Source organism: Arthrobacter sp. FW305-BF8, from assembly GCF_021789315.1.
Classification (GTDB): domain Bacteria; phylum Actinomycetota; class Actinomycetes; order Actinomycetales; family Micrococcaceae; genus Arthrobacter.
On sequence record NZ_CP084561.1, the window covers coordinates 2,281,220 to 2,305,411 of the forward strand.

20 protein-coding genes and 3 pseudogenes are annotated in these 24,192 nt (G+C 63.7%); 6 read left to right on the forward strand and 17 right to left on the reverse strand.

Annotation, left to right across the window (positions count from 1 at the left end):
- Window positions 1–13: 13 nt before the first annotated feature.
- The 3 genes and pseudogenes from LFT45_RS10195 to LFT45_RS10205 all read right to left on the reverse strand — a co-directional run.
- Window positions 14–1,162: a zinc-dependent alcohol dehydrogenase gene (locus LFT45_RS10195; RefSeq protein ID WP_236808282.1), complete on the reverse strand. Its 1,149-nt coding sequence runs from the start codon at window positions 1,160–1,162 to the stop codon at window positions 14–16.
- A gap of 60 nt (window positions 1,163–1,222) precedes the next feature.
- The gene (locus LFT45_RS10200; protein WP_236808284.1) at window positions 1,223–2,371 is read right to left on the reverse strand and encodes a glutathione-independent formaldehyde dehydrogenase; all 1,149 of its coding nucleotides are present in this window, start codon (window positions 2,369–2,371) and stop codon (window positions 1,223–1,225) included.
- 712 nt (window positions 2,372–3,083) lie between these two features.
- A pseudogene (locus LFT45_RS10205) lies at window positions 3,084–3,362 on the reverse strand (DUF3090 family protein); the annotation flags it as partial.
- A gap of 437 nt (window positions 3,363–3,799) precedes the next feature.
- Between LFT45_RS10205 and LFT45_RS10210 the strand changes: the two are divergent.
- Complete coding sequence (locus LFT45_RS10210; protein WP_236808286.1) at window positions 3,800–4,075, forward strand: hypothetical protein; 276 nt, start codon at window positions 3,800–3,802, stop codon at window positions 4,073–4,075.
- A 498-nt stretch (window positions 4,076–4,573) separates the two neighbouring features.
- On the opposite strand, the gene LFT45_RS10215 is transcribed toward LFT45_RS10210, so the two are convergent.
- Together LFT45_RS10215 and LFT45_RS10220 are read right to left on the reverse strand one after the other, a co-directional pair.
- Complete coding sequence (locus tag LFT45_RS10215) at window positions 4,574–5,173, reverse strand: hypothetical protein (protein WP_236808288.1); 600 nt, start codon at window positions 5,171–5,173, stop codon at window positions 4,574–4,576.
- Between the two features lie 305 nt (window positions 5,174–5,478).
- Window positions 5,479–5,883 carry a hypothetical protein gene (locus LFT45_RS10220; RefSeq protein ID WP_236808290.1) on the reverse strand — a complete coding sequence of 135 codons (405 nt, stop codon included), beginning with the start codon at window positions 5,881–5,883 and terminating at the stop codon, window positions 5,479–5,481.
- 118 nt (window positions 5,884–6,001) lie between these two features.
- Here LFT45_RS10220 and LFT45_RS10225 point away from each other — a divergent pair.
- Window positions 6,002–6,160: pseudogene (locus tag LFT45_RS10225) on the forward strand (thioredoxin domain-containing protein); the annotation flags it as partial.
- 105 nt (window positions 6,161–6,265) lie between these two features.
- Here LFT45_RS10225 and LFT45_RS10230 read toward each other — a convergent pair.
- From LFT45_RS10230 to LFT45_RS10255, 6 genes are all read right to left on the reverse strand, one after another.
- A complete protein-coding gene (locus LFT45_RS10230) occupies window positions 6,266–7,090 on the reverse strand; it encodes an HpcH/HpaI aldolase family protein (RefSeq protein WP_236808298.1) in 825 nt (274 codons plus the stop codon).
- 84 nt (window positions 7,091–7,174) lie between these two features.
- Window positions 7,175–8,617: an aldehyde dehydrogenase (NADP(+)) gene (locus LFT45_RS10235; RefSeq protein WP_236808305.1), complete on the reverse strand. Its 1,443-nt coding sequence runs from the start codon at window positions 8,615–8,617 to the stop codon at window positions 7,175–7,177.
- Between the two features lie 51 nt (window positions 8,618–8,668).
- Window positions 8,669–9,976, reverse strand: coding sequence for an MFS transporter (locus LFT45_RS10240; protein ID WP_236808312.1), 1,308 nt, complete (start codon window positions 9,974–9,976; stop codon window positions 8,669–8,671).
- A 42-nt stretch (window positions 9,977–10,018) separates the two neighbouring features.
- Window positions 10,019–11,110, reverse strand: coding sequence for a zinc-binding dehydrogenase (locus LFT45_RS10245; protein WP_236808314.1), 1,092 nt, complete (start codon window positions 11,108–11,110; stop codon window positions 10,019–10,021).
- Window positions 11,111–11,240: 130 nt separating this feature from the next.
- Entirely contained in the window at window positions 11,241–12,017 is a 777-nt protein-coding gene (locus LFT45_RS10250) for an IclR family transcriptional regulator (RefSeq protein ID WP_236808316.1), read from the reverse strand.
- A gap of 449 nt (window positions 12,018–12,466) precedes the next feature.
- Window positions 12,467–12,628 (reverse strand): hypothetical protein, encoded by a 162-nt coding sequence (locus tag LFT45_RS10255; RefSeq protein WP_236808318.1) that lies wholly within the window; start codon window positions 12,626–12,628, stop codon window positions 12,467–12,469.
- Window positions 12,629–12,794: 166 nt separating this feature from the next.
- Here LFT45_RS10255 and LFT45_RS10260 point away from each other — a divergent pair, with 166 nt between their 5' ends.
- A complete protein-coding gene (locus LFT45_RS10260; protein ID WP_236809264.1) occupies window positions 12,795–13,454 on the forward strand; it encodes a FadR/GntR family transcriptional regulator in 660 nt (219 codons plus the stop codon).
- 231 nt (window positions 13,455–13,685) lie between these two features.
- Complete coding sequence (locus tag LFT45_RS10265; RefSeq protein WP_236808326.1) at window positions 13,686–15,047, forward strand: MFS transporter; 1,362 nt, start codon at window positions 13,686–13,688, stop codon at window positions 15,045–15,047.
- An 81-nt stretch (window positions 15,048–15,128) separates the two neighbouring features.
- On the opposite strand, the gene LFT45_RS10270 is transcribed toward LFT45_RS10265, so the two are convergent.
- From LFT45_RS10270 to LFT45_RS10295, 6 genes and pseudogenes are all read right to left on the reverse strand, one after another.
- Window positions 15,129–15,347, reverse strand: a complete 219-nt coding sequence (locus tag LFT45_RS10270) for a hypothetical protein (protein ID WP_236808328.1) — start codon at window positions 15,345–15,347, stop codon at window positions 15,129–15,131.
- Window positions 15,348–15,745: 398 nt separating this feature from the next.
- Window positions 15,746–16,531 (reverse strand): IS21-like element helper ATPase IstB, encoded by a 786-nt coding sequence (istB, locus tag LFT45_RS10275; RefSeq protein WP_236804791.1) that lies wholly within the window; start codon window positions 16,529–16,531, stop codon window positions 15,746–15,748.
- Window positions 16,528–18,048, reverse strand: a complete 1,521-nt coding sequence (istA, locus tag LFT45_RS10280) for an IS21 family transposase (RefSeq protein ID WP_336885583.1) — start codon at window positions 18,046–18,048, stop codon at window positions 16,528–16,530. The genes istB (LFT45_RS10275) and istA (LFT45_RS10280) overlap by 4 nt, the downstream gene beginning before the upstream one ends.
- A gap of 938 nt (window positions 18,049–18,986) precedes the next feature.
- On the reverse strand, window positions 18,987–19,745 hold the full coding sequence (istB, locus tag LFT45_RS10285) for an IS21-like element helper ATPase IstB (protein ID WP_236808336.1): 759 nt from the start codon (window positions 19,743–19,745) through the stop codon (window positions 18,987–18,989).
- Window positions 19,742–20,976, reverse strand: a pseudogene (gene istA / locus LFT45_RS23495) (IS21 family transposase). Before istA (LFT45_RS23495) ends, istB (LFT45_RS10285) begins: the two are co-directional and overlap by 4 nt.
- A 366-nt stretch (window positions 20,977–21,342) precedes the next feature.
- Window positions 21,343–21,933, reverse strand: coding sequence for a TetR/AcrR family transcriptional regulator (locus LFT45_RS10295; RefSeq protein ID WP_236808338.1), 591 nt, complete (start codon window positions 21,931–21,933; stop codon window positions 21,343–21,345).
- A gap of 73 nt (window positions 21,934–22,006) precedes the next feature.
- On the opposite strand from LFT45_RS10295, the gene LFT45_RS10300 reads away from it, so the two are divergent.
- Together LFT45_RS10300 and LFT45_RS10305 are read left to right on the forward strand one after the other, a co-directional pair.
- The gene (locus tag LFT45_RS10300) at window positions 22,007–22,810 is read left to right on the forward strand and encodes an SDR family NAD(P)-dependent oxidoreductase (RefSeq protein ID WP_236808340.1); all 804 of its coding nucleotides are present in this window, start codon (window positions 22,007–22,009) and stop codon (window positions 22,808–22,810) included.
- Window positions 22,811–23,174: 364 nt separating this feature from the next.
- The gene (locus LFT45_RS10305; protein WP_236808342.1) at window positions 23,175–24,173 is read left to right on the forward strand and encodes an NADP-dependent oxidoreductase; all 999 of its coding nucleotides are present in this window, start codon (window positions 23,175–23,177) and stop codon (window positions 24,171–24,173) included.
- Window positions 24,174–24,192 lie beyond the last annotated feature (19 nt).

Sequence of the window (24,192 nt, forward strand, 5' to 3'; positions counted from 1 at the left end):
TGCGGGTCTCCTTTCAGGACTGGCTGGCGACTACGAGCGGTTTGATGATGTTGTCCAGTTTGGCGGAGAAGATGTGGTAGCCCTCGGCGATGTGTTCCAGCGGGATCCGGTGGGTGACGATGTCGCTGGGTTTGAGGTAGCCATTGCGGATGTGCTCGAAGAGCCGGGGCCATTGGCGTTTGACCGGGCACTGGTTCATCCGCAGGGTCAGGCCCTTGTTCATGGCGTCGCCGAACTTCACGGCGCTGAAGATCGGCCCGTACGCGCCCACCACGGACACCGTTCCGCCTTTGCGGACGGAATCGATGGCCCAGTTCAGGGCGACGGGGGAGCCGCCCTGCAGTTTGAACTTGCTGCTTGTGACGTGCTGGAGGAAGTTGCCGTCCGCTTCGGCCCCCACGGCGTCAATGACGACGTCGGCGCCCAGGTAGTCGGTCTCCTTCTTCAGGTGCACCACGATGTCGTCGTACTCGGCGAAGTTGTATGTTTCGGCGTGGGCGAAGGTCCGTGCTTTTTCCAGCCGGTACTCCAGATGGTCTATCACGATCACGCGGCCTGCCCCCATCAGCCAGGCGGACTTGGCGGCGAAAAGCCCCACCGGGCCTGCACCGAACACCACCACGGTGTCGCCCTCCACGATGTCGCCCAGCTGGGCGCCGAAGTAGCCGGTGGGGCAAGCGTCGGTGAGCAGCACCGCGTCCTCCTCGTCCATCCAGTCCGGAATCTTCGAAGGCCCCACGTCCGCGAAGGGGACACGGACGAATTCTGCCTGGCCGCCGTCGTAACCCCCGCAGGTGTGGGAGTAGCCGTAGATGCCGCCCACCGCCGTCGCGTTCGGGTTCACGTTGTGGCAGTTGGAGTACAGGCCACGGGCACAGAAGTAGCAGGAACCGCAGTACACGTTGAACGGCACCATCACCCGGTCGCCCACGGACACGTTCTGCACCGAGGATCCCACTTCATGCACGGTGCCCACGAACTCGTGCCCGAACGTCATTCCCACCCGGGTGTCCGGCATCATGCCGTGGTACAGGTGCAGGTCGGACCCGCAAATAGCGCCCCTGCTGACCCGGACGATCGCGTCGTTCGGGTGCTCGATCTTCGGAATGTCTTTTTCTTCGACCCGTACTTTGTACGGTCCGCGGTAAACCATTGCCCGCATCAGTACCGCCTCCTGTGGATTGCTCGTATTGACATTGAAGGTTCTCCTGTCCGGGCTTTCTCAGGTGCCGGCCGGGTGGAGGACGACTTTGGTCCAGCCGTCTTCGCGGTTGTCAAAGTTCCTGTACCCCTCCGGGGCCTGATCCAGCGGCAGTTCGTGGCTGACGATGAACGACGGGCTGGCCTTTCCGCCGGCAATCAGATCGCGCAGGGCCCGGTTGTACTTCTTGACCGGGCACTGTCCCGAGCCCATCGTCTGTCCTTTGAACCAATAGTTTCCGTAATCGAAGGCCACCTGGCCCTGTTGGGCGAGTTTGTCGGGGGCCCCGGGGTCCTGGGGCAGGAACACGCCGACCACGCCCAGGCCGCCGACGAACCGGACTGAGTCCACGAGCCGGTTCAGGGTCAGGTTGGGATGTTCGTTTCCGCCCGGATCGTGAGCCTGGTAGCCGACGCATTCGCAGCCCCGGTCGGCGCCGAATCCCATGGTCTGGTCCTTGACGAACTCGACCGGGTCCACTTCCGAATCATTCACAGCGATGGCGCCGATTTGCTCCGCCAGCTTCAGGCGGTCGCTTTGGCGGTCAACCACCATGACTTTGCCGGCCCCTTTGATAACGGCCGAGTACGCCGCCATGAGCCCGACCGGTCCTGCACCGTAAATGACGACGGAGTCCCCCGGGTACACCCCGGCCAGCTCCGTGGCATGCCAGCCCGTCGGGAAAATATCGGCGAGCATGACATAGTCGAGTTCTTTCTCCACCGAGTCCTCGCCCAGGCGCAGGCAATTGAAGTCCCCGTACGGCACGCGCAGATACTCGGCCTGCCCGCCCTGGTACGGGCCCATGTCCGCGAACCCGTACGCCGCACCCGCGAGCTGTGGTTCAGGCTGCATCGTCAGGCAGTAATTGGTGAAGCCCCGGTCGCAGTTCTTACAGAATCCACAGGCGATGTTGAACGGCAGCACCACACGTTCGCCTACCTGTACTTTGCTCACCGCCGGGCCGGTCTCGACCACTTCACCCAGGTTCTCGTGCCCAAAGGTGCGTCCGGGTTCGAAGCTGGTACGGCCCTCGTACATGTGCAGATCCGAGCCGCAGATGTTCGCAGCGGTTATTCGCACCAGCACGTCGGCGGGGTGCTCGATTTTGGCGTCCGGTACGTCCTCAACGCTGACGTCGTTCGGTCCTTTGTAAACTACTGCCTTCACTTTCCGCTCTTTTCTTTTATCCCATCCGATCGTTGGTCCACTAGTGGTACCTTCCGGGCGCAGCAAAGCAAGGGTCTGCAGGCCCGGCGACCCGGAAAAAAGGGGAGTGGCACCCGATACGCGTATTGGAGCTGGCGACGGAAGGGGGGAACAAGGATTGTGGCCCGTGCAGCCAGCCCAAGGGGTTGGGAGGCTAAAGGCTTCCAGATCGCAGGCTGTCCAAAAAATCCCGCCCGCGGTCTGTACGCGAAGAGCAACTGATCGGAACTCAATGCTAAGCACACTTATTAACGGTGTCGAGGGATAGCGGGCCGCAACAATTTCGGCGAGTTCTGGTTCACGCTCACCGTTACCGACATTTGCGCCGGGTGGACCGTGAATCGGCCTGCGCAGAACAAGGCAGCCAATTGGGCATTCGAGGCCTTCGAGCACGGCACGACCGCTCTCGAACACCAATGAAAAGGCCAGGGCCGAACAGAACATTCACCAACGCGTTGTAGTTGCAAGACGGTCCGACTCCCGTACTTGGAACGCCGATACCGGGCCTTTCGCCATCATGGCTGAGCCAGGTTGCCTGGGGAAACTCCCGCAGCGGGCTTTCGCCTGCTATCGGCCCATCGACGATCATCACCTGGCCGCTAGTCCCCCGAAATGTAGCGTACAACGCGGCGGGTAGGCGTCAGCTCGGCGGTCACAAGGTCCCTCGCTGGCATCAGACCCCGGGGAGGGCGCAGATGTGCCCGTCGGCGTCGATGGGGTAGCCGCAGAGCGAGCAGATCGGACGCCCGGCGCCCACGACCTCACGGGTGCGCTTGGCGAATGCGCGGGCGGTGCCGACCGGCAGCCGCACCAGCAGCATTTCGGTCTCTTTAGGGCCGTTCTGATCAAGGGATTGTCCGTTGTCATCAGCATCGACATCGGTGACGGGGTAGGCCTCTATAACGACCTGCGCCGTCGTTGTGTCCCAACCTAAGCTCATGGCACCGGCCTGACGCCGTTGCAAAGGCAATGGCGGACGACCTGATTCTGATGTAACCCGGAACCGCGTGTCCTGTTCAAGCACTTCGTCGTCGCACTGGCCCGGCAACTGCAACTGGTCGGACGGCTCCTCGCGGAAGACCTGAGCTCAACCCCTGGCTGCCCAGCAGGGCTTTCGACCCTCCGACCGCGACAAGCTCGTCGACGCGCTCAAAGAACACAATCTGCCGCTGCCGGAGAGGGCTGCCACTACAGCGTGAATCGCCCCACTTTATTTTGAGTCGCTATCAATAAGACGTTAAACTTGGACGTAGGCCAGAGTAGCCCTCGAGTACCGCGCCGGTGAACATCCCCTGGCCGGCAGGGCAAGCGACACAACCCGCAACGCGCTTCTGCTTGAGCGGCACTGGAACCTGAACTGGCCCCGATCCTGAACCCCGAGGAGTACCCATGACTTTGCTGGCCGAACGCCCCGCAACGACCGAACCCGCCCCTGACACCGCTGCCGGCACCACAGTCGTCGGCCCCGCCCTGCGCGGCGGCAGCTACGTAACTCTGCCCCGCGGCAGCGCCTCGGCCGGTGTTGAAGGCACCTATGTCACCGCCCCCGGCAGCCGACGCATGCCTCCCGTCACCGATGGCAGCTATGTCACCGTAGCCGGCGCTCCCGCTGTTGCCGCCGGCCTCGTCGAGGGCAGCTACGTAACGCTTCCGAGGGCAGCCTAAAGCCCCAGCGTCTTTGGTGGATGGCACCATGCAGGCGTAGAAAGGAGGCCGGCGGCGACACTGCGTGTCGTCGTCGGCCTCATTTTTTAGTGCAGATTTCGGAGTCGTGCGGGTGTTCCATTTGCACGGGACCCGCAGCCACCCGAGGGCTTGCCAGCGTCATTGAGCATGGGAGCGTCGGCCCGGTCTCGCGGATCGAGACCCTTCGGACTGCAGTTCCACAATCCCGTGTACAGCTTCGCGAGGTTTCCTGCGTGCCCCCACGATCACCGCCTTGCCGGCGCCTCGATGAACTTGCCGTCCTGGCGCTGCGGTTCTCACAATGCGACATCAGGTCCGAGGCCGGCGCGGCGATCCGCTGACGCGAGGGCTTGGCCGCTGGAATACCGGGCCCAAGCCGTCGTAGCTTAGGTTTAGTTAGCCAGTCCGACTTCCGGGAACCTGATCAGCGTGGACGTAGCCCTCTTCCTGACCCGCCAGACGAATGTCTCCCGCCCCCTACTGTGAGACGGCCGATGCTAGTGAACGAGGTTCGGGCGCCGCATTGACGATGGATGCCTCGTCGATGCCGTGGATCCGGTATGCCTCCTGTAGATCAGAGGACTGCCCGAAGTCCTTTGCGCCCAGGGAGACTGTGCGGTCGCCTCGGGCTCCAGCCAGGAAGGCAAAGTGTGTGGGGGGCGTCCGTCCTGGACCGTGACGAGGGGCGCGGGTGCGTGTCGTGGAAACATCTATGATGTCGAATGCAAGCGCCTTAATTCCTTGGTTTAGCAAGTTGCGGCGCTGGAGGGATTCAAGGACCAGGTCAGGGCTGGTGAGGCAGACGACGCCGGCGATGATGCTAAGTCCCTTCAGCCGTGTGGCCGAGGCGATGACTTCGGGCATGATCGCTCCGACGCCGACCAGAGTGACCCTGTCCTCGACGGGGTCGTGGTCGCTCAGCCGGTAACGGCCGGCCACCGCGTGCCTGCGACGCCGCTCCAGCAGCAGCGCGTCCGTCGGCATGGCGGCCTGAGCCTGATCCAGTGGCCGGGTGGTGAATCGGAAGTAGGCTGAGCGTCCTCCGGGAATGCCGATCCGGCTCATAGCTTCGAGCATGCACCATTCCAGATCGCGGGCGAAGGCTGGCTCCCAGGCTGTGCACTCGGGTTGTTCCAATCCGATGGACGGAGTGGTGGGGGACTGGTGCGCGCCGCCCTCCGGTGCCAGGGACACCCCCTGACGGCGTCCCAATCAGGATGGACTGGCCCCCGGCGTACATGCCAAAGGACCACGGTTCGAGGGCGCGGGCCACGAACGGGTCGTAGATGGTGGCGAGTGGAATCAGCGGCTGGCCCCGCGGCTCCAGGTCGTTCCGAGTTCGGAGACGGGGCCCTCCAGGTTCGTTTCGGCGATGCCGAGTTCTATGTGTTGGCCGTGGGAGTTTTCGATCCAGCGGAGAATCCGTTCCCGGTCGTCCGCGAACCAGTCCTGGCGCTCACCGACGGACCAGACTGCGGTTTTGTTGATCCAGCCGCGAGGTTGGTGGACGACGCAACGTCGGGGCTGCAGGTGACGCCACGGTGGGCCACCTCAGGGGCTGCTCTTTTCAGGTCGGACAGGAACCGTCCCAGTGCGGCTTGGGTGGAAATTCTGTCGTCGCCCCATGGCAGGGAAGCCGGGATCTGGAGGGACGGGGCCAGTGCGGGTTGCCGGCGCTTGAGGCGGAGGGATGCCTGGGTGCAGGCCCGTTCTTCGACGGTGCCCGGCTGGAATTTGCGCCATGGATCGTCAAGGTCCATCCCGGAGATCCCCGCCAGTGTTTCCATCTGATCTTTGGACAGGGGCGTGGAGTGGTTGTTCGGTGTCCTTCGGTGGCAAGGCCGCCCTTAATCGTGTAGGCAAAGATGACGGTGGGCCTGGCGGGGTCGACCTGGTTGTAAGTGTGTCGATGTGGACCATTCGCCGCAGCTCTCCGCCAGATTCGCTATTCAGGCGGTGCCAACGTTGATGGTCATCGTCGACGGCAAGATCGTCGCGAGGCGGGCCGGTGCAGCTCCCGCCCCCGCGGTGAGGTCCTGGCTGGAGGGGGCACTCACCGCGTAACACAAGAACAGCGGACGACGACGGTCCCGCCCCTTCAGGGGCGGGACCGCATGCCAATCCTCGAGGTGCCACAGCTGCTACAAGGGATTTTTCCTTGCCGTCAGGTTATGAGGCGGTGTGGACCTTGATTGCCTGCTCTGCGTGCAGTTCGGCTGCCAGCCGCCCGGCCTCTTGCTTCGCTCCCTGGCATAGCCAGCGAACGTCGGAGTGGAGCCCGATGAAAGTGACCCCCCAGTTGATGAACAGCTTGGCATCGTCTGCGTCGTTCGCAAAAACGCCGGTGGCCTTTCCAGCCTCGCGTGCCTGGGCCACAACCGACCGCATGGCTTCGACGACCTCTGGATGCCAGGTGTCGCCCAGATGGCCCAGGGAAGCAGCCAGGTCGGACGGGCCCAGGAAAACGCAGTCGACACCCTCGGTTGCACAGATGCCCGCAGCGTTGTCAACGCCGGATCGGGATTCGATCTGCACGATGGTGCACACTTGTTCGTTGGCGTTCTTCACGTACACCGGGTCAAGTCCGTACCGGCCGGCCCGGACCAATCCTGCCACGCCCCGCACGCCAGCGTTACCGTTCTGCGGGTAACGCATCGCGCGGACAGCCTCCTGTGCTTCATCCGCGGTGTTGACATTGGGGAAGATAAGAGTGCGCGCACCAATGTCCATGGCCCGCTTGGCCAGGACGGGATCGTTTTCGGCTAGGCGTACGATTGCCTCGGCACGGCCGCCGTTAGCCCGGGCGGCGTCGACGGCCCTCAACTGTTCCACAGCGCTGGCGGGATTGTTGGGGGCGTGCTCAAGGTCGACTACGAGCCAGTCGAACCCGCAATGGGCCAGGGCCTCGGCCACCGCAGGTGAACCCAGCGTTAACCAAGTTCCGGTCGTGGTGGCGCCGGAGCGCAGAGCCACCTTGACGGGGTTATCGTGCATCAGGTCATCCTTCTACGAGATCTGTTCATTGTGTCCGCGGGCCGGCCCCGGTCCATATGGCCCGGAGGTTCAAGCCGCCTGGGATTATCCTAGGTGCCGCGGAATCCCTAGCGGGTTGCTGTCCTGCAACTCCGCGGGGAGGACATGGTCGGGGAACCCCTGCAGTGCCACCGGGCGCAGGAACCGTTGAATCGCTGCCGTCCCGACAGATGTGGTTTGGACGGCAGTGCTCGCCGGGTATGGTCCGCCGTGCTGCTGGGCATGTGTTACGGAGACGCCTGTGGGCCAGCCGTTCCACAGGACGCGTCCCGCCTTGCCGGCCAGAACACTGAGCAGGTGGCGGACGTCGCACTGGTCTGTGGCCTGTACCGTCGCGGTGAGTTGGCCGTCCATCCTCCGGGCAACCTCCAGCAGCTGGTTCATGTCCTCGTACTCAACCACCAGGGAGAAGGGCCCGAACCGCTCGGCCAGGAACAGGTCCGGATCCTCGAGGACTGCTGCGATGTCGGTGCCCAGGATCAGTGGCGCCGGGCCGGTGGCCTCGCCGGGAATGTTCCCGTTCAGGATCCGGACCTGCCGGTGGCCTGCGAGCTCGGCAACTTCCCGGGTGTAACCCGCTTCTATCCGTTCGGTCAGGAGCTTTGTGGCGCCCGGCAGTTCCGCGGTGTGCAGGTGTTCGATGATCTGGCTTCCGGCCGGAACAAAGAGGGTTCCCGGCTTGGTGCATAGTTGGCCGGCGCTGCCGGTCACTGCGGCCAGGTATCCCTCAGCGATGGCAGCCGGACGTTCTGCTGCCGCCTCGGGGGTAACAAAAACCGGGTTGTTGCTGCCCATCTCGGCGTAAAACGGAATCGGAACATCCCGTTGTTGGGCGATGTCGAACAGTGCCCGCCCGCCGGGGATTCCTCCGGTGAAGGCGCCTGCCTGGATCCTGGGATCTCTCAGGGCCCGGACGCCGGTTTCTGTTCCGTGGATCAGGGCCAGCACGCCTTCAGGTGCCCCGGACACTTCCAAGGCCCTGAGGAGAATCGCGGCGGTGCGCGCAGAGAGCTTCGGATGTCCGTGGTGCGCCTTGACGATGACGGTGCAGCCTGCCGCCAGGGCTGAAGCGGTGTCGCCGCCACCGACGGAAAAGGCAAAGGGGAAGTTGCTGGCGGCGAAGACCAGCACCGGCCCCAGCGGGAGCAGCATCCGTCGAAGATCGGGGCGTGGTGCACCCATGGGCCATTCGGGATCGGAGTGGTCTATGCGTGCGTAGACGAAGCGGCCGATCCTTAGTTCCTCGGCGAAGAGGCGCAGCTGAAAAACGGTCCGCGTCAATTCTCCCCGCAGCCGCGCATCGGGCAGATGCGTCTCTGCCATGGCAAGTTCGATGAGCTCGTCGGCGTGCGTCTCCATGGCTGCAGCCATCGCCTCAAGGTGGTGGGCACGGCCAGTGGAGGGCATCCCGGACCAGCTCTCGAAGGCCGTTTCGGCCGCGCTCAGGACTTCGTCCAGGCTCAGGGTTTCAATGGTTTCGGTAGTCATCTTGTCTTGCTCTCTTGTTTGTATCCAGGATGGCCGGCGGACACTTGGGCCCTAGTCGATCTCCTGGTTGCTCTTTTCTTTGGCGAACAACACAGCCACCAGTGAGATGGCGCCGCAGAGGATGATGAAAAGGCCCACCGGAAGATAGCTGCCGCCGAAGGCTGCGAGGAGTGCTGTGGCGATCAGCGGAGCGGGCCCGCCCGCGATAGCTGCTCCCAGCTGGTAACCCAGGGAAGCACCTGTGTAGCGGATGTCCGGGGAGAAGCTCTCTGCGATCACGGTGCCGATCAGTGACCCATAGGTGGGCCAGATGACGGCAAACCCGACGAAAAGCGCAACGGCAAGGAACGGCAGGGACTTCTGGTTGAGCATCCAAAGGTACGGGAGGATAAACACCATCAGGGCCACGGTGCCCCAGAGGAAAACCTTTTTCCGGCCGATCCGGTCCGAGAGCGCACCAAACTTGACCATTGAGAACACGCCGATCACGGCGCAGACCAGCAGCACCGAGAGTACGGCTTCGCGCTTGTACCCCAAGGTCATGGCGTAGGAGACGGTGAACGTCGCGAACATGAAGAACGTCGAGGTCTCAACGATCTTGGCGCCCGTTGCGATAAGGACTTCACGCCAGTGGTGCTTCAGGGTGTCGACGAGGGGAACCTGTTTCGTCGCTCCCGCGGCTTTCACCATCCGGAATGATGGTGTCTCGTCGACCTTGTGGCGGATCCAAAGGCCGACAGCCAACAGGACAACCGACAGAAGGAACGGGATCCGCCACCCGTAGGCCAGGAACGCTTCGTCCGAGAAGACCGCGCCCGCGGCCAAGGTGATCATGTTGCCCAGAGCGAGCCCGAGCATAGCACCGGTCTGCGGGACTGCACCGAAGAATCCGCGCCGGTTCTTGGGAGAGTACTCGACGGCCAGAAGCAGGCCCCCTCCCCATTCGCCGCCCAAGGCAAGGCCCTGGAGCAGGCGGAGCACAGTCAGAATGATGGGAGCCGCGACGCCGATAGCTGAATAGGTGGGCATCAAACCCATCGCGACAGTAGAGACGCCCATCAGGGTCAGCGTGACGACCAGTGTTTTCTTCCGGCCGATCCGGTCTCCGACATGGCTGAACAGAATGCCGCCGATCGGACGGATCAAGAAGGCCAGGGCGAAGGACGCCAAGGCCAAGAGCTGGCTGACGGTCGGATCGTTGGACGGGAAGAACAACGGGCCGAATACCAGCCCGGACATGGTGCCATAAAGGAAGTAGTCGTACCACTCGATTGTGCTACCGACTGCGCTGCCCCACAGGGCGCGCTTCCGATCCTCGTCGGAGACCACGATCTGTGGCGCTGCGACAGTTGATGACATGTTTCTCTCCTAAGGGAAGACCTTCGACGTTGAAGGTATGGATTAGTTGCTGCTGCCCATCAGGACCACCGAACGACCGATGTTTCCGTTGGCCAGCGAGTCGAATGCTTCGTTGATCTGGGCCAGGCTGAACTTCTCGCCGACAAGGGCATCAAGCTGCAAACGGCCGGCCAAATACATGTCCAGGATCTGAGGGATCTGCACTGACAGATTGGAGGAACCGTACAGGCTCCCCCTCACCGATTTCTCCTGCTGAACAACCTGGTTCAGGGGCACGTTGATCTCGGCCTCGGCGTTGGACAGTCCCACCACGAAAGCCGTGCCGCGGGGGCGAAGTGCCAGGACTGCCTCGCGAATGGTCTGGGGCCGGCCGATTGCTTCGACAGCCCAGTGGGCTCCTTCGCCAGTGATCTCGTGCACAGTGGTGGCCAGGTCGTGTTCGCGCGTGTTGATCGTGTGGGTTGCCCCAAGCTCCCGCGCCTTCGCGAGCTTTTCGTCGTCAATGTCGGCAACGATCACCGGGTGGGCCCCGACTGCTGCGGCGCCGATGACTGCCGAAAGCCCCACTCCGCCGGCTCCGACGATAAGAATCGACTCCCCGGCGGGAGCCCCCATTCCGTTCAGTACGACGCCCATCCCTGTGATCACTGCACATCCCATGATGGCTGCTACAGCGACGGGAACCTCTTGGGGGATCTTGATCACCGATTCGCCGGATACGACGCATTCCTCCGCGTAGCAGGACACCCCCATCAGGTGATGTACGGGCTTTCCGTCGTGCGACAGCCGCGTTCCGCCGCGCAGCAGTTCGTTATGGGTAGCGTGCACAGCGCCGAGGCGGCAGAGCGCAGGCGAGCCGCTGCTGCAGTACTCGCACCGGCCGCAACTTGGCCGCCAGGTCAGAATGACCTTGTCGCCCGGCCTGACATGGGTGACCCCGGCTCCGACTTCCTGCACGATGCCCGCGCCCTCGTGGCCCAGCACGATAGGCGTCCGGCACGCCAGGTCCTGGACCATGTAGTGGTAGTCACTGTGGCAGATGCCCGCCGCGTCAACGCGCACCCGGACTTCGCCCGGACCAGGCGCCTGCAGATCAAGATCGACGACGGCAAGCGGTGCGCCTGCTTGGTTCATGATTGCGGCCTTCACCGATCACTCCTTGTTGCTTGGTTCTCATATCCCGTGTTTCAAATCACGGGAACTGAGCACAAGCATCAGGTCCGGACCGCCGTCGTCAAAATCCGCCTCTCATTCAGTGAGACGCCTATAGTTTGGCCCAATGCGGAACTGCCCGCATCTGGCGGTTTAGTCCCAGTGTCGCTGCATGGACAGCGGGACCAACCAGTCTCATCTCCACCACCCCCACCGGGGCAGTGATGGAAATGGCCGCCACAGCAGTAGTATCACCCCGCAGAATGGGACTCGCCGCGCACGCCAGGCCAGCATGGGATTCTTCCCGCTCATAGGCAATACCCTCACGTCGGGCCAGGTCCAGTTCGGCGCGGAGCTCCTGGGGATCGGTAATAGTGTTGGGTCCGATCTTCTCCAACTCGCCGTTCAGAAGATCCTCGACCAACTGGTCAGGAGCGTGTGCAAGCAGGGCCTTCCCACCAGCAGTCGCATAGCACGGTACACGTCCACCTACCCGTGATGGGATTGTCAAGTCCCGATACTGGCCGCGCAAAATCTCGATATAGACGACGTCATTACCTTCGAGAACGCCCAGCTGAACAGTCAAGCCCGTAGCCCGCCGGAGGTCGAACATCGTTGCCAGAGCCAGGCGCCGAAGATCCTTTGGCTGCTGCGCCATTTGCCCCAATTCAAAACACCGGATACCTATCTGGTATCCGGACTGAACCCGGTCGACGAAATCGTGCTTGGCGAGTTCTGAGAGTATCCGCGCCGCCGTCGCCCGGGAAAGTCCGGCCCTGCGCGCGATCTCCCCTCCCGTCAGGACTGGCTCTTCAGGACTGAACACGTCAAGGATCAGTGAAACCCGCTCAATCATGCTGGCAGCGGGCTTCGACTCAGTGGAATTCACGTTAAGCATTATGGTCTCACTCAGCGAGACACGCAAAGTCTCAGGCAACCTTATTGGGTGACAGCTTCGCCAGTCGCGACAACGCAGCGGACGGTCAGGATGAGGGCCCCGGAGGAGCTCCACTCAGCCGTGGGTCGCGCTCCAGTGAGACGGCGGCAAGAGGACTTCGTCTCCAATTTTGTTTCGGCGACACTTACATCGTCCGGGACGGGACGCCATTTTCGGCGAAAGCACGAATGTCGCACCCCACCCTCGCATGCTTGCGGGTGAGGCGCCGGAACAGAGCACCCAGCCGTGCAGGTTGCGAGCCAGACGGTCCATGCTCTGCACCACGAGGGTGTCCCCGTCCCGAGCGGAGCGCATCGGTGCGCCAGCCGGTGCATGGCGGGCAACCCGTTCGGACGCCATATCGGCGGCATTTCTTGGTTGCACTGCGGTCGTCGGTAGCGCTAATCGCCCTGGAGCGAGGAGGGTAGCGAGGCAGGCCCACAGGAATCCACGAGGTTCGGAACGCCTCCGAAGGAGGCCAGGGTCCGGGCGGTCTCCACAAACTCGCGTGCCAGCCCGTCGTTGACGTCGGTACGCCAAGCAATCGACAGCGGAGAGGTCATAGAAACGCTGGGTGGAGGCTTGAGTGAACGCAATTCCCCGCTCACCCATGATTGCTTCGAAACTACCTCACCACACCTGAAGACGGAGCCCGCACGGCCAGCTGAAAACGTGCGTGTCTGGCCAGACCTGCAATAATCGGTGGCGATGAAAGCGCACGAGACAGTAATGAACTGGGTGACCGGAGAGCTCTCGAGCGGTCGTTTACGGATTGGTGACCACCTCCCTAGTGAACGGGCTCTCTCTGAAACGTTGCAAGTCTCGCGAAGCTCGCTCCGCGAGGCGTTGAAGGTTCTTGAGGCGCTCGGAACGATTCAGGCAGCCACCGGTTCCGGGCCGCGCTCGGGTACCGTCGTGACCGCAGCCCCGGAGCAGGCGTTGGCACTGGCGCTCAACCTCCAGCTGGCGACGAGTCACGTCGAGCATTCACATGTGTACGAGGTGCGTCTGCTGCTTGAGACCTGGGCGGCCGAGCACTCGGATCCCGGCCGAGGGGATTGGAACTCTGCGGAGAGGCTGCTGGGGCTCATGGACGACCCCAGTGCCCCTGTCGGTGATTTCCTTCATCTGGACGCCGAATTCCACGTGACGCTTTCCCGCGCCGCTGGAAATCCCCTTATCAGTACGCTCATGGATGCCCTCCGGACTTCCATTGCCGATCACACCCTGGCCCGCGCCCAGGCACTTCCCGACTGGGAGGCGACCGCGGGGCGCCTGCGTTCCGAACATTATGCAATTGTTGATGCCCTTCGCAGCGGTGAACGTGCCGCAGCGGCCGAGCTCCTGCGCCGGCATATTCGGGGGTACTACATGGAGACAGCGGATTAGTCCCGTCACCAAGAAGAAGCGGGCGGCTATGTCCTGCGACCCTGTGGCTTCCTGAATGAACCGACCTCCTCGCGTTCGATCGTAAGCGGCTCAGCCGAGGCTTCTTCTTCGGGGCGACTGGTGCCCAGGCAGGCCCCTAATTTTGACGTGTCGGCCGTCACAGCTTAGAGTCTCATGTGGTCGGACCACGTGGTAGGGCCACACATCCTTCGAATCCCAAAGGAAAGATCCTTGACGGACACTACATCCCCTGAAAAGACAAAGAGCGAAGAAAAGCTGAACTATCGCGTGCTGCTCGGCAGCCTCAGCGGCAGCGTCATTGAATGGTTCGACTTCCTCGTATACGGCACCGTTGCCGCCCTGGTCTTCAATAAGCTCTTCTTTCCCAGCGACAACGCGTTCGTGTCGACTTTGCTCGCCTACATCTCGTTCTCGCTCACCTTCTTCTTCCGTCCCCTGGGCGGTATCATCTTCTCCCACATAGGCGACCGGATCGGCCGAAAGAAGACTCTCTTCATCACCCTCATGCTTATGGGAGGCGGAACGGTCGCCATTGGGCTGCTGCCCGACTACAACACAATCGGCGTAGCCGCCCCCATCCTGCTCATCCTGTGCCGCATCCTTCAAGGTCTCGGCATCGGCGGCGAATGGGGCGGGGCCCTCCTGCTCGCTTACGAGTACGCGCCCAAGAACCGCCGTGGCCTCTATGGTGCGGTGCCGCAAATGGGTATCAGCCTGGGCATGCTGCTCGCTGCCGGCGTTGTCGGCCTTCTGACCCTCCTTCCCGACGGCCAGTTCTTCGTCTGGGGCTGGCGCCTTCCGTTCATAGCCAGCGTTGTGCTCGTCCTCGTCGGCCTCTGGATTCGGAACGGCCTGGACGAGACCCCGGAGTTCAAGCGTGTCCGGGAGACGGGCGCCCAGCTGCGCCTGCCCATCAAGGAAGTTGTCACCAAGCACTGGGGTGCCGTGCTCGTGTCGATCGGCGCGAAGGCCTCGGAGACCGGCCCCTTCTACATCTTCGGCACCTACGTCATCGCCTACGCCACCAACGTCCTAGGAGCACGCGGGAACGTCGTTCTTCTCGCAGTTGCCGCAGCCGCGCTCGTGGCAACAATATGGATGCCCGTCTTCGGCAGGATCTCCGACAACGTTCCGCGCGCAGCGCTGTACCGCTGGTCGGCCGCCGCGACGCTCATCATGGTCGTGCCTTACTACCTCGTGCTCAATACCGGTGCCACCTGGGCGCTGTTCGTCGCCACCATCGTCGGCTTCGGCCTTCTGTGGGGCAGCGTCAACGCGATCCTAGGCACCCTGATAGCAGAGAATTTCGCCCCCGAGGTCCGCTACACCGGCGCTTCACTCGGTTACCAGCTGGGTGCGGCGATATTTGGTGGCACCGCACCGATCATCGCCGCCTGGCTTTTCGAAATCAGCGGCGGACAATGGTGGCCCATCGCTGCCTACGTCGCCGGGTGCGCAGCAATCTCAATCGTGGCCTCCTTCTTCATCAAGCAGGTAGCACACCGTGAAGGCCCGAACACAGCCGGGCACGCCGCACCTTTGGACCACCCGGTTCTCAGCAAAGGCCAGTAGCATGAACCGCCGATGAGCTTCGAAGAGCCAGCCCCCGCAGCGTGACGGGAGCTGGCTCTTCTGTTGCAGGCGATACCGGCCTCAGGCGGCCTCGAAGTAGAGGTAGTCCCCGGCCGCCTCCCGAAACCCGAAGTCCATCCAGTACCGGCGAAGCTTTTTCTTGGTCGCCGTATGCTGTGGGTGACCCTTCCACCGGGGCGTCGTCATCCAGCAGGGGAGCGGCTTCGGAGATGCCAGGGCGGTGTTGCGGCCTGCGGCTCCCAGGGGCGAGGGAATCTCAACGCCCAACAGGACCGTCACACTCGAATGGTGGGGGCTGAAGATGCCCAAAAAAGAGGGTGTGGACAATGTCCACACCCTCGGGCTTCGCATTCGGTTGTACCGGCATCGGACTGGGCCGGATTGGGGATGTTCGGGGGAGTGGCGGATTTTCAGGGGGAGCGGCTGGTTCGAGTCCCACCTCGGGCACGTGTTTTCCCTGTTCAGAGGCTCTTTAGCTCCTGAGTGTGGACAATTTGTGTTGTACGGGGCCCCTTCGGCGGCCTTTTTTCATTGGTGGGGGGTGGTTGTCAACGGCCATTAGGAATTGCCCGTAGGCGGCCAGCATTTCTGCCCGCTGGTGGCCAGTAGAACTGCCCAGTGGTGGCCAGCTGGTTTGCCCGCTTGGGGATGGGGTTTGCTGGCCACCAGTTTGGGGTTTAGTTCAGTGGCATGACGCCCTTTCCGGCCAGGGCCTGGGTGAGGCGGATGGAGTCGCCGGTGGTTTGGCAGACGTGGGCGTGGTGCAGGAGCCGGTCCACAGTCGCGGTGGCCAGGGTTTTGGGCATGAGCTCGTCGAAGCCTGCGGGGTGAAGGTTCGAGGAGACCGCGACGGCCCGTTTTTCATAGGCTGCGTCGACGACCCGGTAGAGGCCTTCGGCGGCGTCGGTGGCCACGGCGAGGAGGCCGATGTCATCCACGACCACGAGATCTGCGCGCAGGATCCTAGCCACGGCCCGGGTGACGGTGTCGTCGGCCCGGTGCGAACGGATCAGGGCGCCGAGGTCCTCAAGGGTGAACCAGGCGACGCGCATCCCTTCTTCGACGGCCTGCTGGCCGAGGGCTTCGAGGAAGAATGTCTTTCCGGTCCCGGAGGGGCCGCAGACGACGAGGTTTTCTTTCCGGTGGATCCATTCCAGGGTGCGCAGGGCCTGTTGGGTCGGTGCCGGGATCGAGGACGCGGCTTCGTCCCAGAGGGCGAACGTCTTGCCGGTCGGGAACCCTGCAGCCTTGCGGCGGGTGGCGAGCATCGACCGGGCCCGGCCCTTGGTCTCCTCCGCGAGCAGTGCTTTGATGACCTCGGCCGGTTCCCAGCGCTGAGCGCGGGCGGTGGCCAACACGTCCGGGGCGATGGCGCGGGCGTGGGGCATTTTCAGTTGCCGCATGAGTGCCTCGAGGTCGGCGGGCAGAGCCGGTGCGGTGCTGTTCGCGGTCGTGATGCTCATCGGGCGCCCTCCCCGGCGCCGGTGGTGCCGAGGCCGGCCCACCCGGCGGTGCCCTGGGTGAGGGACTTGTCCTCCGCGGCGGTGCGCAGCCCGGTGTGGTTTCCGCCCGCGTTCAACAGCGACGCGAGGTCGCCGTGCGCGAAGCGGTGGTGGATCGCGGCAACGCCCAGGGCCTTATCGACCTCGGCAGTCCCCGCGATCTTGGCCAGCGCGACAGCCTCGGCCATCTTCACGTTGATCCGCTGCGCTCCGGCCGCGGCGGCCTCCAGCAGCCAGGTCCTCGCGCCGGCGCCAATGCCCAGGAATTCTGCTTCCGCCGTGGACCGCGGCACGGGTTTGTAGTCGCCGGGCACCTTCTGCTGATGGTCCGGGAAATGTGCGTCCAGGATCGCCGGGGACCCGGGCCGGGCAAGTCGGTGCCGGGCGACCTCGACCGGCCCGCCGGCACCAACATGCACGATCACGACCTGAGCATCCGGGCCGGTCCCGTGGAAGCGGGCGAACACCTCGGCGCCGAGCAGATGGGCAGGCACGGAGTATTGGGCGTTTTCGACCGAGACCATCGGCGTGTTTTCCGGCACCCGGCGCCCGACCCCGTAGGCGAGGGTATGCGCTGTGTCCGGGACGCGGTGCAGGGACGCGGCCTCCTCGGCGAGCATGTCGACCGGGCGGCGGCGGGTGGTCCGGTGCTCGCGCGTGTTGATCTGGTCCATGAACGCGGTGCAGGCCGTCTCGAGCGCGGCGAACGAGGCGTATTCGTCTCGCAGGTTGGTGTCCTTGGGCACCAGGTCTGCCTTGGCGATCTTCACAGACGATTCGACCCCGCCCTTGGATGCCGGGTCCGCCGGCTGGCAGGTGAGCACCTCGACGGAGTAGTGCCTGGCGAACGCCAGCGTCTGCTGGTTACGGACCGGCACGCCGGCCACATGCATGGTGGTGACGGTCTTCTCGTTATCGGTCAGCACATACGTTGGCGCGCCGCCGAGCAGCCGGAATGACCGGTCCAGGGCGGAGAACACGCTCGGCGCCGTCCGGTCACGCAGCGGGATCACGATGCGGAACCGGGACCAGGCCAGCCAGGCGACGAACAGTACGGTCTTGACCCCGTCGATGACGGGCCCGTCGCCGAAATCGTACTGAAGCCAGGCGCCTGGCTCGGTGATCCAGGGACGGTGGACCCTTTTGTTCCCGCGCCGGTAGGCCTCTTTGACCTGGGAAACGGCGCGGCGGGTGGAGCGGTCCGAACCTCGGTAGCCCATCGCGGCGAGCTTGTCATGGATGACATCGGCGCGGATCCGGCCCTTGGACTTTTCGACCCATTCCTCGATCTTTGGAAGCCACTCGTCGGTGACCCGGGGCCGGTCCGTCACACCGCCCGGTGCACGCCCGGCATCACGGGCCTGGACCAGCCGGTCAACAGTGTGGTGGGAACAACCCGACAGCTCCGCTGCACCGCGCAGCGACTTGGTCAGATCATAGGCAGCAAGAATTTTCACGGTTTCTAGGGCATCCTTCATTCAGGGCCTCTTCCTGTCAGCGGATTCGATTCGACACCGACATCCAAACGGGAAGAGGCCCCCGCCGTCTTACGACACGGCGGGACAAGCGAACAATGCGGGCAAACCAAGCGGCCATGGCTGGGCAGAACTCATGGCCACAGGCGGGCAGTCCCGGTGGCCATCAGCGGGCAATTCCGTGGCCATCTACGGGCAGTTTTTCATGGCCGCTAACAGGTGGTTTGGTTGGCTGGTTCTTCGTTCCGTGGTCGGTGGTCTTGGTGCTTGTTACCTGACCTGAGAAAATTTCTCGTCGGGTTCCTTTTCTTGTGTTCACCAGGCTGCTCCTTCTCGGTTCGTGGTTACTGTTCTGCTTGTTCATGGTGGGTCTGGGGGAGTGCGACATGACTTGTGCCGAAGTTGTTCCGGAATCGGTTCCGCCAATCGCTCGCAGATGCTCTAGCGCAAAACCTTGCTCCGTTGAGAAACAGCATTGCCGTGCACTTGGCTCATAATGCTCACACCGCCTATCACCCCGGCATCTCTGGTTTTCGCGTCGTTGCCTGTTCATGGTTACCTTCTGCGTCTACTGCATGATGCAGTGGAGGCTGTTGGCCCGACGTCCGGAAGTTAGGTATCCGCCTGGCTGGTCTTTCGTATTCCTTCATGGCCGAGCTGCTGGATGTCGACATGACGGAACGGTGACGCATAGACACAGCCACTGTGACCCAAACTCACACGAGACTCCCGCCGTCGCCCGGCTCCCGGGAACAACAGACGCGTCAGGTTGATATGTAGGACCTCCGCAAGTGTGCGTAAGCACTACCAAATAGGGACCCTAATGGGACCGCTTTGAGTGTGTTCCTGACGTCAGGTTGAGGTGTAGTCCAATCTGTGTTAACGCCAACCGAAAATAGGGCCAGTTTTGCCAACTGAAAACAGGGCCACGGGTTACTGTTCTATTGTGCCTTGAGCTGGGTTCTTGTCTTGTTCCGGAGCCGGTAGCTGCTGCCGGTGAGGTTCAGGACTTCTGCGTGGTGAACGATCCGGTCGATCATCGCCGAGGCCACTGTCGCGTCGCTGAAGACCTCGCCCCACCTACTGAAGGCGAGGTTGCTGGTAAGTACCAGGGAGGCGTGTTCATAGCGGGATGAGACCAGCTGGAAAAACAGATTGGCCGAGTCCTGGTCGAAAGGGATGTAACCGACTTCGTCAACGATGAGCAGCGTGTAACGGCGCAACTTGGCCAGTTCCTGGGGTAGCCGTCCGCGGTCGTGGGCTTCGGCCAGTCTCGATACCCACCCGGTCGCTGTGTCGAACAGGACGCGATGCCCGGCGCGTGCGGCCCGGATTCCGATCCCGACGGCCAGATGGGTTTTCCCGGTGCCCGGCGGGCCGAGTAGGACTACGTTCTTTGCTTCTTCCAGAAAGACCCCAGTGCCCAGATGAGCGACGAGGTTCCGGTCCGCGGCAGGCTGGTGGTCGAAGTTGAACTCTTCCAGCAGCTTGTGTCCGGGGAACCTCGCGGCCCTGATCCGCAGGGCGGCCCCGGAGGCTTCGCGTTCGGCGACCTCGCGGGAGAGGACGGCGGCGAGGTATTCCTCGTGTGACCAGCCTGCTGCCCGTGCCCGGTCGCCGAGGGATCGGTAGCCGTCGGCGATTCGTGGGGCGCGCAGTGCGCGGGCGTAGTAGTCGATGTCCTTCACCGCCCCGTTCACCGTCCTGCCCCGGAGAGCTCGCGGGCATCGTCGGGGATGGCGACGCCGAACAGTTCGTCATAGATCGACAGGTCCCGTTCCTCCACCACTGTGGACCGTCCGGCCTTGACGCTGCGGTGGATCCGTCGGAGGGAGGCGGCCTGTCCACGTGCCCGGGGTCAGTGAAGATCTGGTGTCTGGCCCACCGCCGCTCGTGGCTGGCAAGCAGCCGGCCGTCGGCGCTCACGGTCACCTTTTCCAGGTCTGCTTCGACGTCCACGATCCGTCCGATCGCGCCCGGGTCCACGGAGTAGTCGTTGGAGAAGACCCGCACGTAGTTGTCCCTTGGCAGCCGGACGCTGCTGCGGAAGGCGAACTCGGGCGCCACCGGCGTCAACGGGCGCATCGCTTCCCTGTCGCGGACCATGAGCTCGGCCGGGCGGCCGTGCCGGGTCCGGGAGTAGCGGGCGTTCGCCCGCGGCAGCCAGTCCGCGAGCTGGTCGTTGAAATCCAGCGGGGACGCGAACGTCCGGCCGGGCATGAAGCCCTGGCGGAAGTAACGGTTCATCCGCTCCACGACGCCCTTGGATTCCGGATCCCGTGGCGGCAACTGCCGGATCTCGCAGCCCAGCACGCCGGCGAACGCCGCCGCCGGCTCGGTCAGCCGCCCCTGGCCGATCCCTGATTCGTTGTCCCAGACCAGCTGCTTGGGCACTGCACCGGCCTCCTGCAGCAACGACCACATCCCGCCCAGCAGATCAAAGGTCGTGCGGGTCGGCAGCATCCTGGCCTGGATGTATCCGGAGAACGCGCTCGTCATCACCAACACCGGAGGCTTGCCCTCCTGCCCGTGACCCAGCGGCAGCGGCTCATGGGGAAACCACAAATCGCACTGCATCGCCTGGCCCGGTTCATGGACCAGCCGGTCCACCGGGTCCGCCGGCATATACTCGGGCCGGAGTCCACGGACCTTGTCCCGAAACAAGGATGCAGAGCCCGTCCAGCCGACGCGTTCGGCCAGTACCGAGGCCGGCATCGTCGGCGTCTGCACCAACAAGGCCCGCACCTGCGGCGCGTATGCATCGAAGCTCGAACCAGCCGGCTTCCGCTCATACTTCGGAGGCCGCTCCGCCTCCAACGCCCGGTCCACCGTCCCCCGGGAAACCCCGAGCTGTTTAGCCAGCTCCCTCTTGGAGATTTTCTCCGTCGCGTATCGGTGGCGTATCTGCGCCCAAACATCCAATGTGATCACCTTCCATAATGGTCAGTGGCCTCATTTTCAGTTGGCGTATTTGGCCCTATTTTCGGCTGGCGTCAACAATCTGACTAGGCGCGCGTGGGAGGGGGCGATATACATCTACTCGTCCTGTTCGAACGCCGGTGACCGCCTCTCGTCAATCCGGGCTTTGTCGCAGCCGGGACCTCAATTGTCCAACGGCCCAGACAAGGCTTGGACACCAAGGGTCACAAGGTCAGGCAGGGGAGCGCTGCTTCCGGTCCGCTGATTAGTCCACTCAAGAGGTTTCCGCAGCCGCATCCTACGGCGGCCCGTCCGTTCCGTCGGCGGGCCGGGCGGGCGGGGCAGGCGGTCCCTCAGCGGCTGGACGCCCCTGCTCACTCAGGCGGGGCGGCGGACGGCGTGCACGGCGGTGTCGTAAAGCTCGAACAGCTCGACACGTCCGCCCTGCTTCACCCACTCTTCCAAGGCTGCCTGGAGGCAAGTGATCGCGGCCGCTGCGATGGCGCGTGCCTCCAAGGTGCGGTGGCCGGACGCTGGCAGTCGTGGCTCGATCAGCGGTGTGAGCAGGTCCTGCCAGCGGGCTTGCTTTTCGGCGTGTCCCGCGCGCAGGGATTCGTTCCCGAACAGTAGCGTGACGAACTCGAGCCGGCGTTCGGCGGTGGTGTCGATCTCCTCGAGCACTTGGAACGCTGCGCGCAAGGATGTCCAGGGGTCCTCTTTGCGCGGGCGCTCGGCAAATCGTCCGGCGATCAGTTCACCCTGCTCCGACAGGCCGCTTAGCGCGAGGTCTTCTTTGCTGCGGAAGTAGTTGAACAGGGTCCGGCGGGAGACTCCCGCGGCGGCGGCGACCTCCTCGACGGTGGTGTCGTCGTAGCCCTTGGCTGCGAACTGCTCGAGGGCGGTGCGTGCGAGCAGGGAGCGGACGACGGCTCGGGTCTGCTCGCGGATCGGTGTCAACTTCTGGGCCATGCACCCATAGTACGATGGTTCACTCCCGACCTGCTATTGCACGCAGTGCAAGATCGTGCATAAAATGTATCGCATGAGTAAAATTGACTATTCCAGCCAGACCATCATCGTTACAGGCGCGAGCTCCGGCCTCGGCGCGGAGTTCGCCCGGCAGTTGGCAGAACGTGGTTCCAACCTCGTACTCGTTGCCCGCCGTGCAGACCGGCTCGAAACCCTGGCCGGCGAACTTGGCCGCGACCACGGCGTCACCGTGACCACCGTTGCCCGGGACCTCGGTAAGCCGGACGCTGGCCGCTCGCTTCGCGCGGAGCTCGAATTCCGCGGCATCCACGCCACCGGGCTGGTCAACAACGCCGGCTTCGGCACGCACAACGCCTTCCCGGACGAGGACCCTGAACGCCTCCAGGGCATGATCGGGCTGAATGTCGGCGCCCTGGTGGACCTCAGCCGCGCATACATCGACCCGCTGACCTCTGCCGACACGGGGGTCCTGATCAACGTTGCGAGCCTGCTGGGCTTCCAGCCGGCCCCTTACCTGGGTGTCTACGGGGCCACCAAAGCCTTCGTCCTCAGCTTCACCGAATCGCTGTGGGAGGAGGCCCGCGGCACTGGCCTGCGCGTCCTCGCCGTCTGCCCCGGCGCTATGGAAACCGAATTTTTCGACGCCGCAGGCAGCCAGTCGGCCGACTACGGCACCGCGCGTGCAACGCCGAAGGATGTCGTCAGGATCGCGCTCGAGACCCTCGACCGCCGCTCCGCGCCCCCGTCGGTCATCACCAACGGCCGCGCACTGGCGCTGGCCAGCAAGCTCCTGACGCGCCGCCAGATCGTCCGTTTCATGGGCGGAATCCAACGCCGTGCCATGAGCCGGTCCTGAGAGCACAGCGAGCGGGCCTCGTCTGGTGCCGTCTGCCTGACCCCCCGGGAGCCCGCCCCTCCCACCCAAGCCAGCACAAAAAGTGGAGCGACAGCTCATATTGATCACACACTGCTGCTCAAGCCCTTCACCGGGCGATAAAGCCATAAACCGTCGCAACGACCGCTGGACTCCGCCGCTCAGGCCCCCTATCCAGCAACGTCGCTGCAGCGGCGAAGCATATGCACGTCGCACTGCCCGCCGTCCTTCCGGGCTCTTTGTGCATCTTCCAGACCCACGAGCCGTTCGGCCGAGACCGCCAGGCATTTTTTCGCCGCTCACCGCAGCGGTTCACCCTAACAAGCTCATTCTAGAAAGAAGCCATATGAAAGCGTTCGTCGTCGACAGCTACAAGCAGCCCGTCGAAATGACAGAGGTGCCCGAACCGATCGTCGGCGACCGGGACGTCCTCGTCAAAGTCCAAGCGGCGGGCCTGAACCAGTTGGACGAGAAAATTCGAGAGGGCGAGTTCAAACTGATCCTGCCGTACAGGGCCCCTTTCATCCTCGGCCACGACGTCGCCGGTACCGTTGTCCGAGTCGGCCCGAAAGTACGCAACTTTAAGCCGGGCGACCAGGTCTTCGCGAGGCCCCGCGACGGTCGCATCGGCACGTTCGCCGAACGCATCGCGATCGACGAGAACGACGTCGCCTTGAAGCCGGCATCGATCACAATCGAGGAAGCCGGGTCATTGCCACTGGTGGCGCTGACGGCGTGGCAAGCGCTCGTCGAACGCGGTCAGGTGAAGCCCGGACAGAAAGTCCTCATCCATGCCGGCACCGGAGGCGTGGGATCGATCGCGATCCAGCTGGCCAAACACCTCGGGGCCACCGTCGCGACCACTGTCAGCGGCCCCAACGCAGCCCTCGCCCGCGAACTCGGCGCCGACGAGGTCATCGACTACCGCACGCAGGATTTCTCGGTGCTCCTCAACGGCTACGACCTGGTGCTCGACAGCCAGGGTGGAGAGAATCTCGCCAAGTCGCTGCGCGTTCTGAAAACCGGAGGAAAGGCGATCGGGATCTCGGGTCCGCCCGACCCGACCTTCGCCCAGGCAGCCGGCCTGAACTGGATAGTGCGTCTCGTGATTACAGCCCTCAGCGCGAAGGTGCGCCGTCAGGCGAAGAAGCTCGGGGTCCAGTACGAGTTCTTGTTCATGCACGCCAGCGGTGAGCAGCTCCGCACCCTGGCGGGCCTTGTTGACCGCGGCGTCATCCGCCCCGTCGTCGGGAAAACTGCGCCCTTCGCTGCACTGCCGGAGACGCTGTCTTCCCTCGGCAAGGGCGGGCTGCAGGGCAAGGCCGTCCTAACTATCAGCGACTAAGCATCGGCCATTTCACACC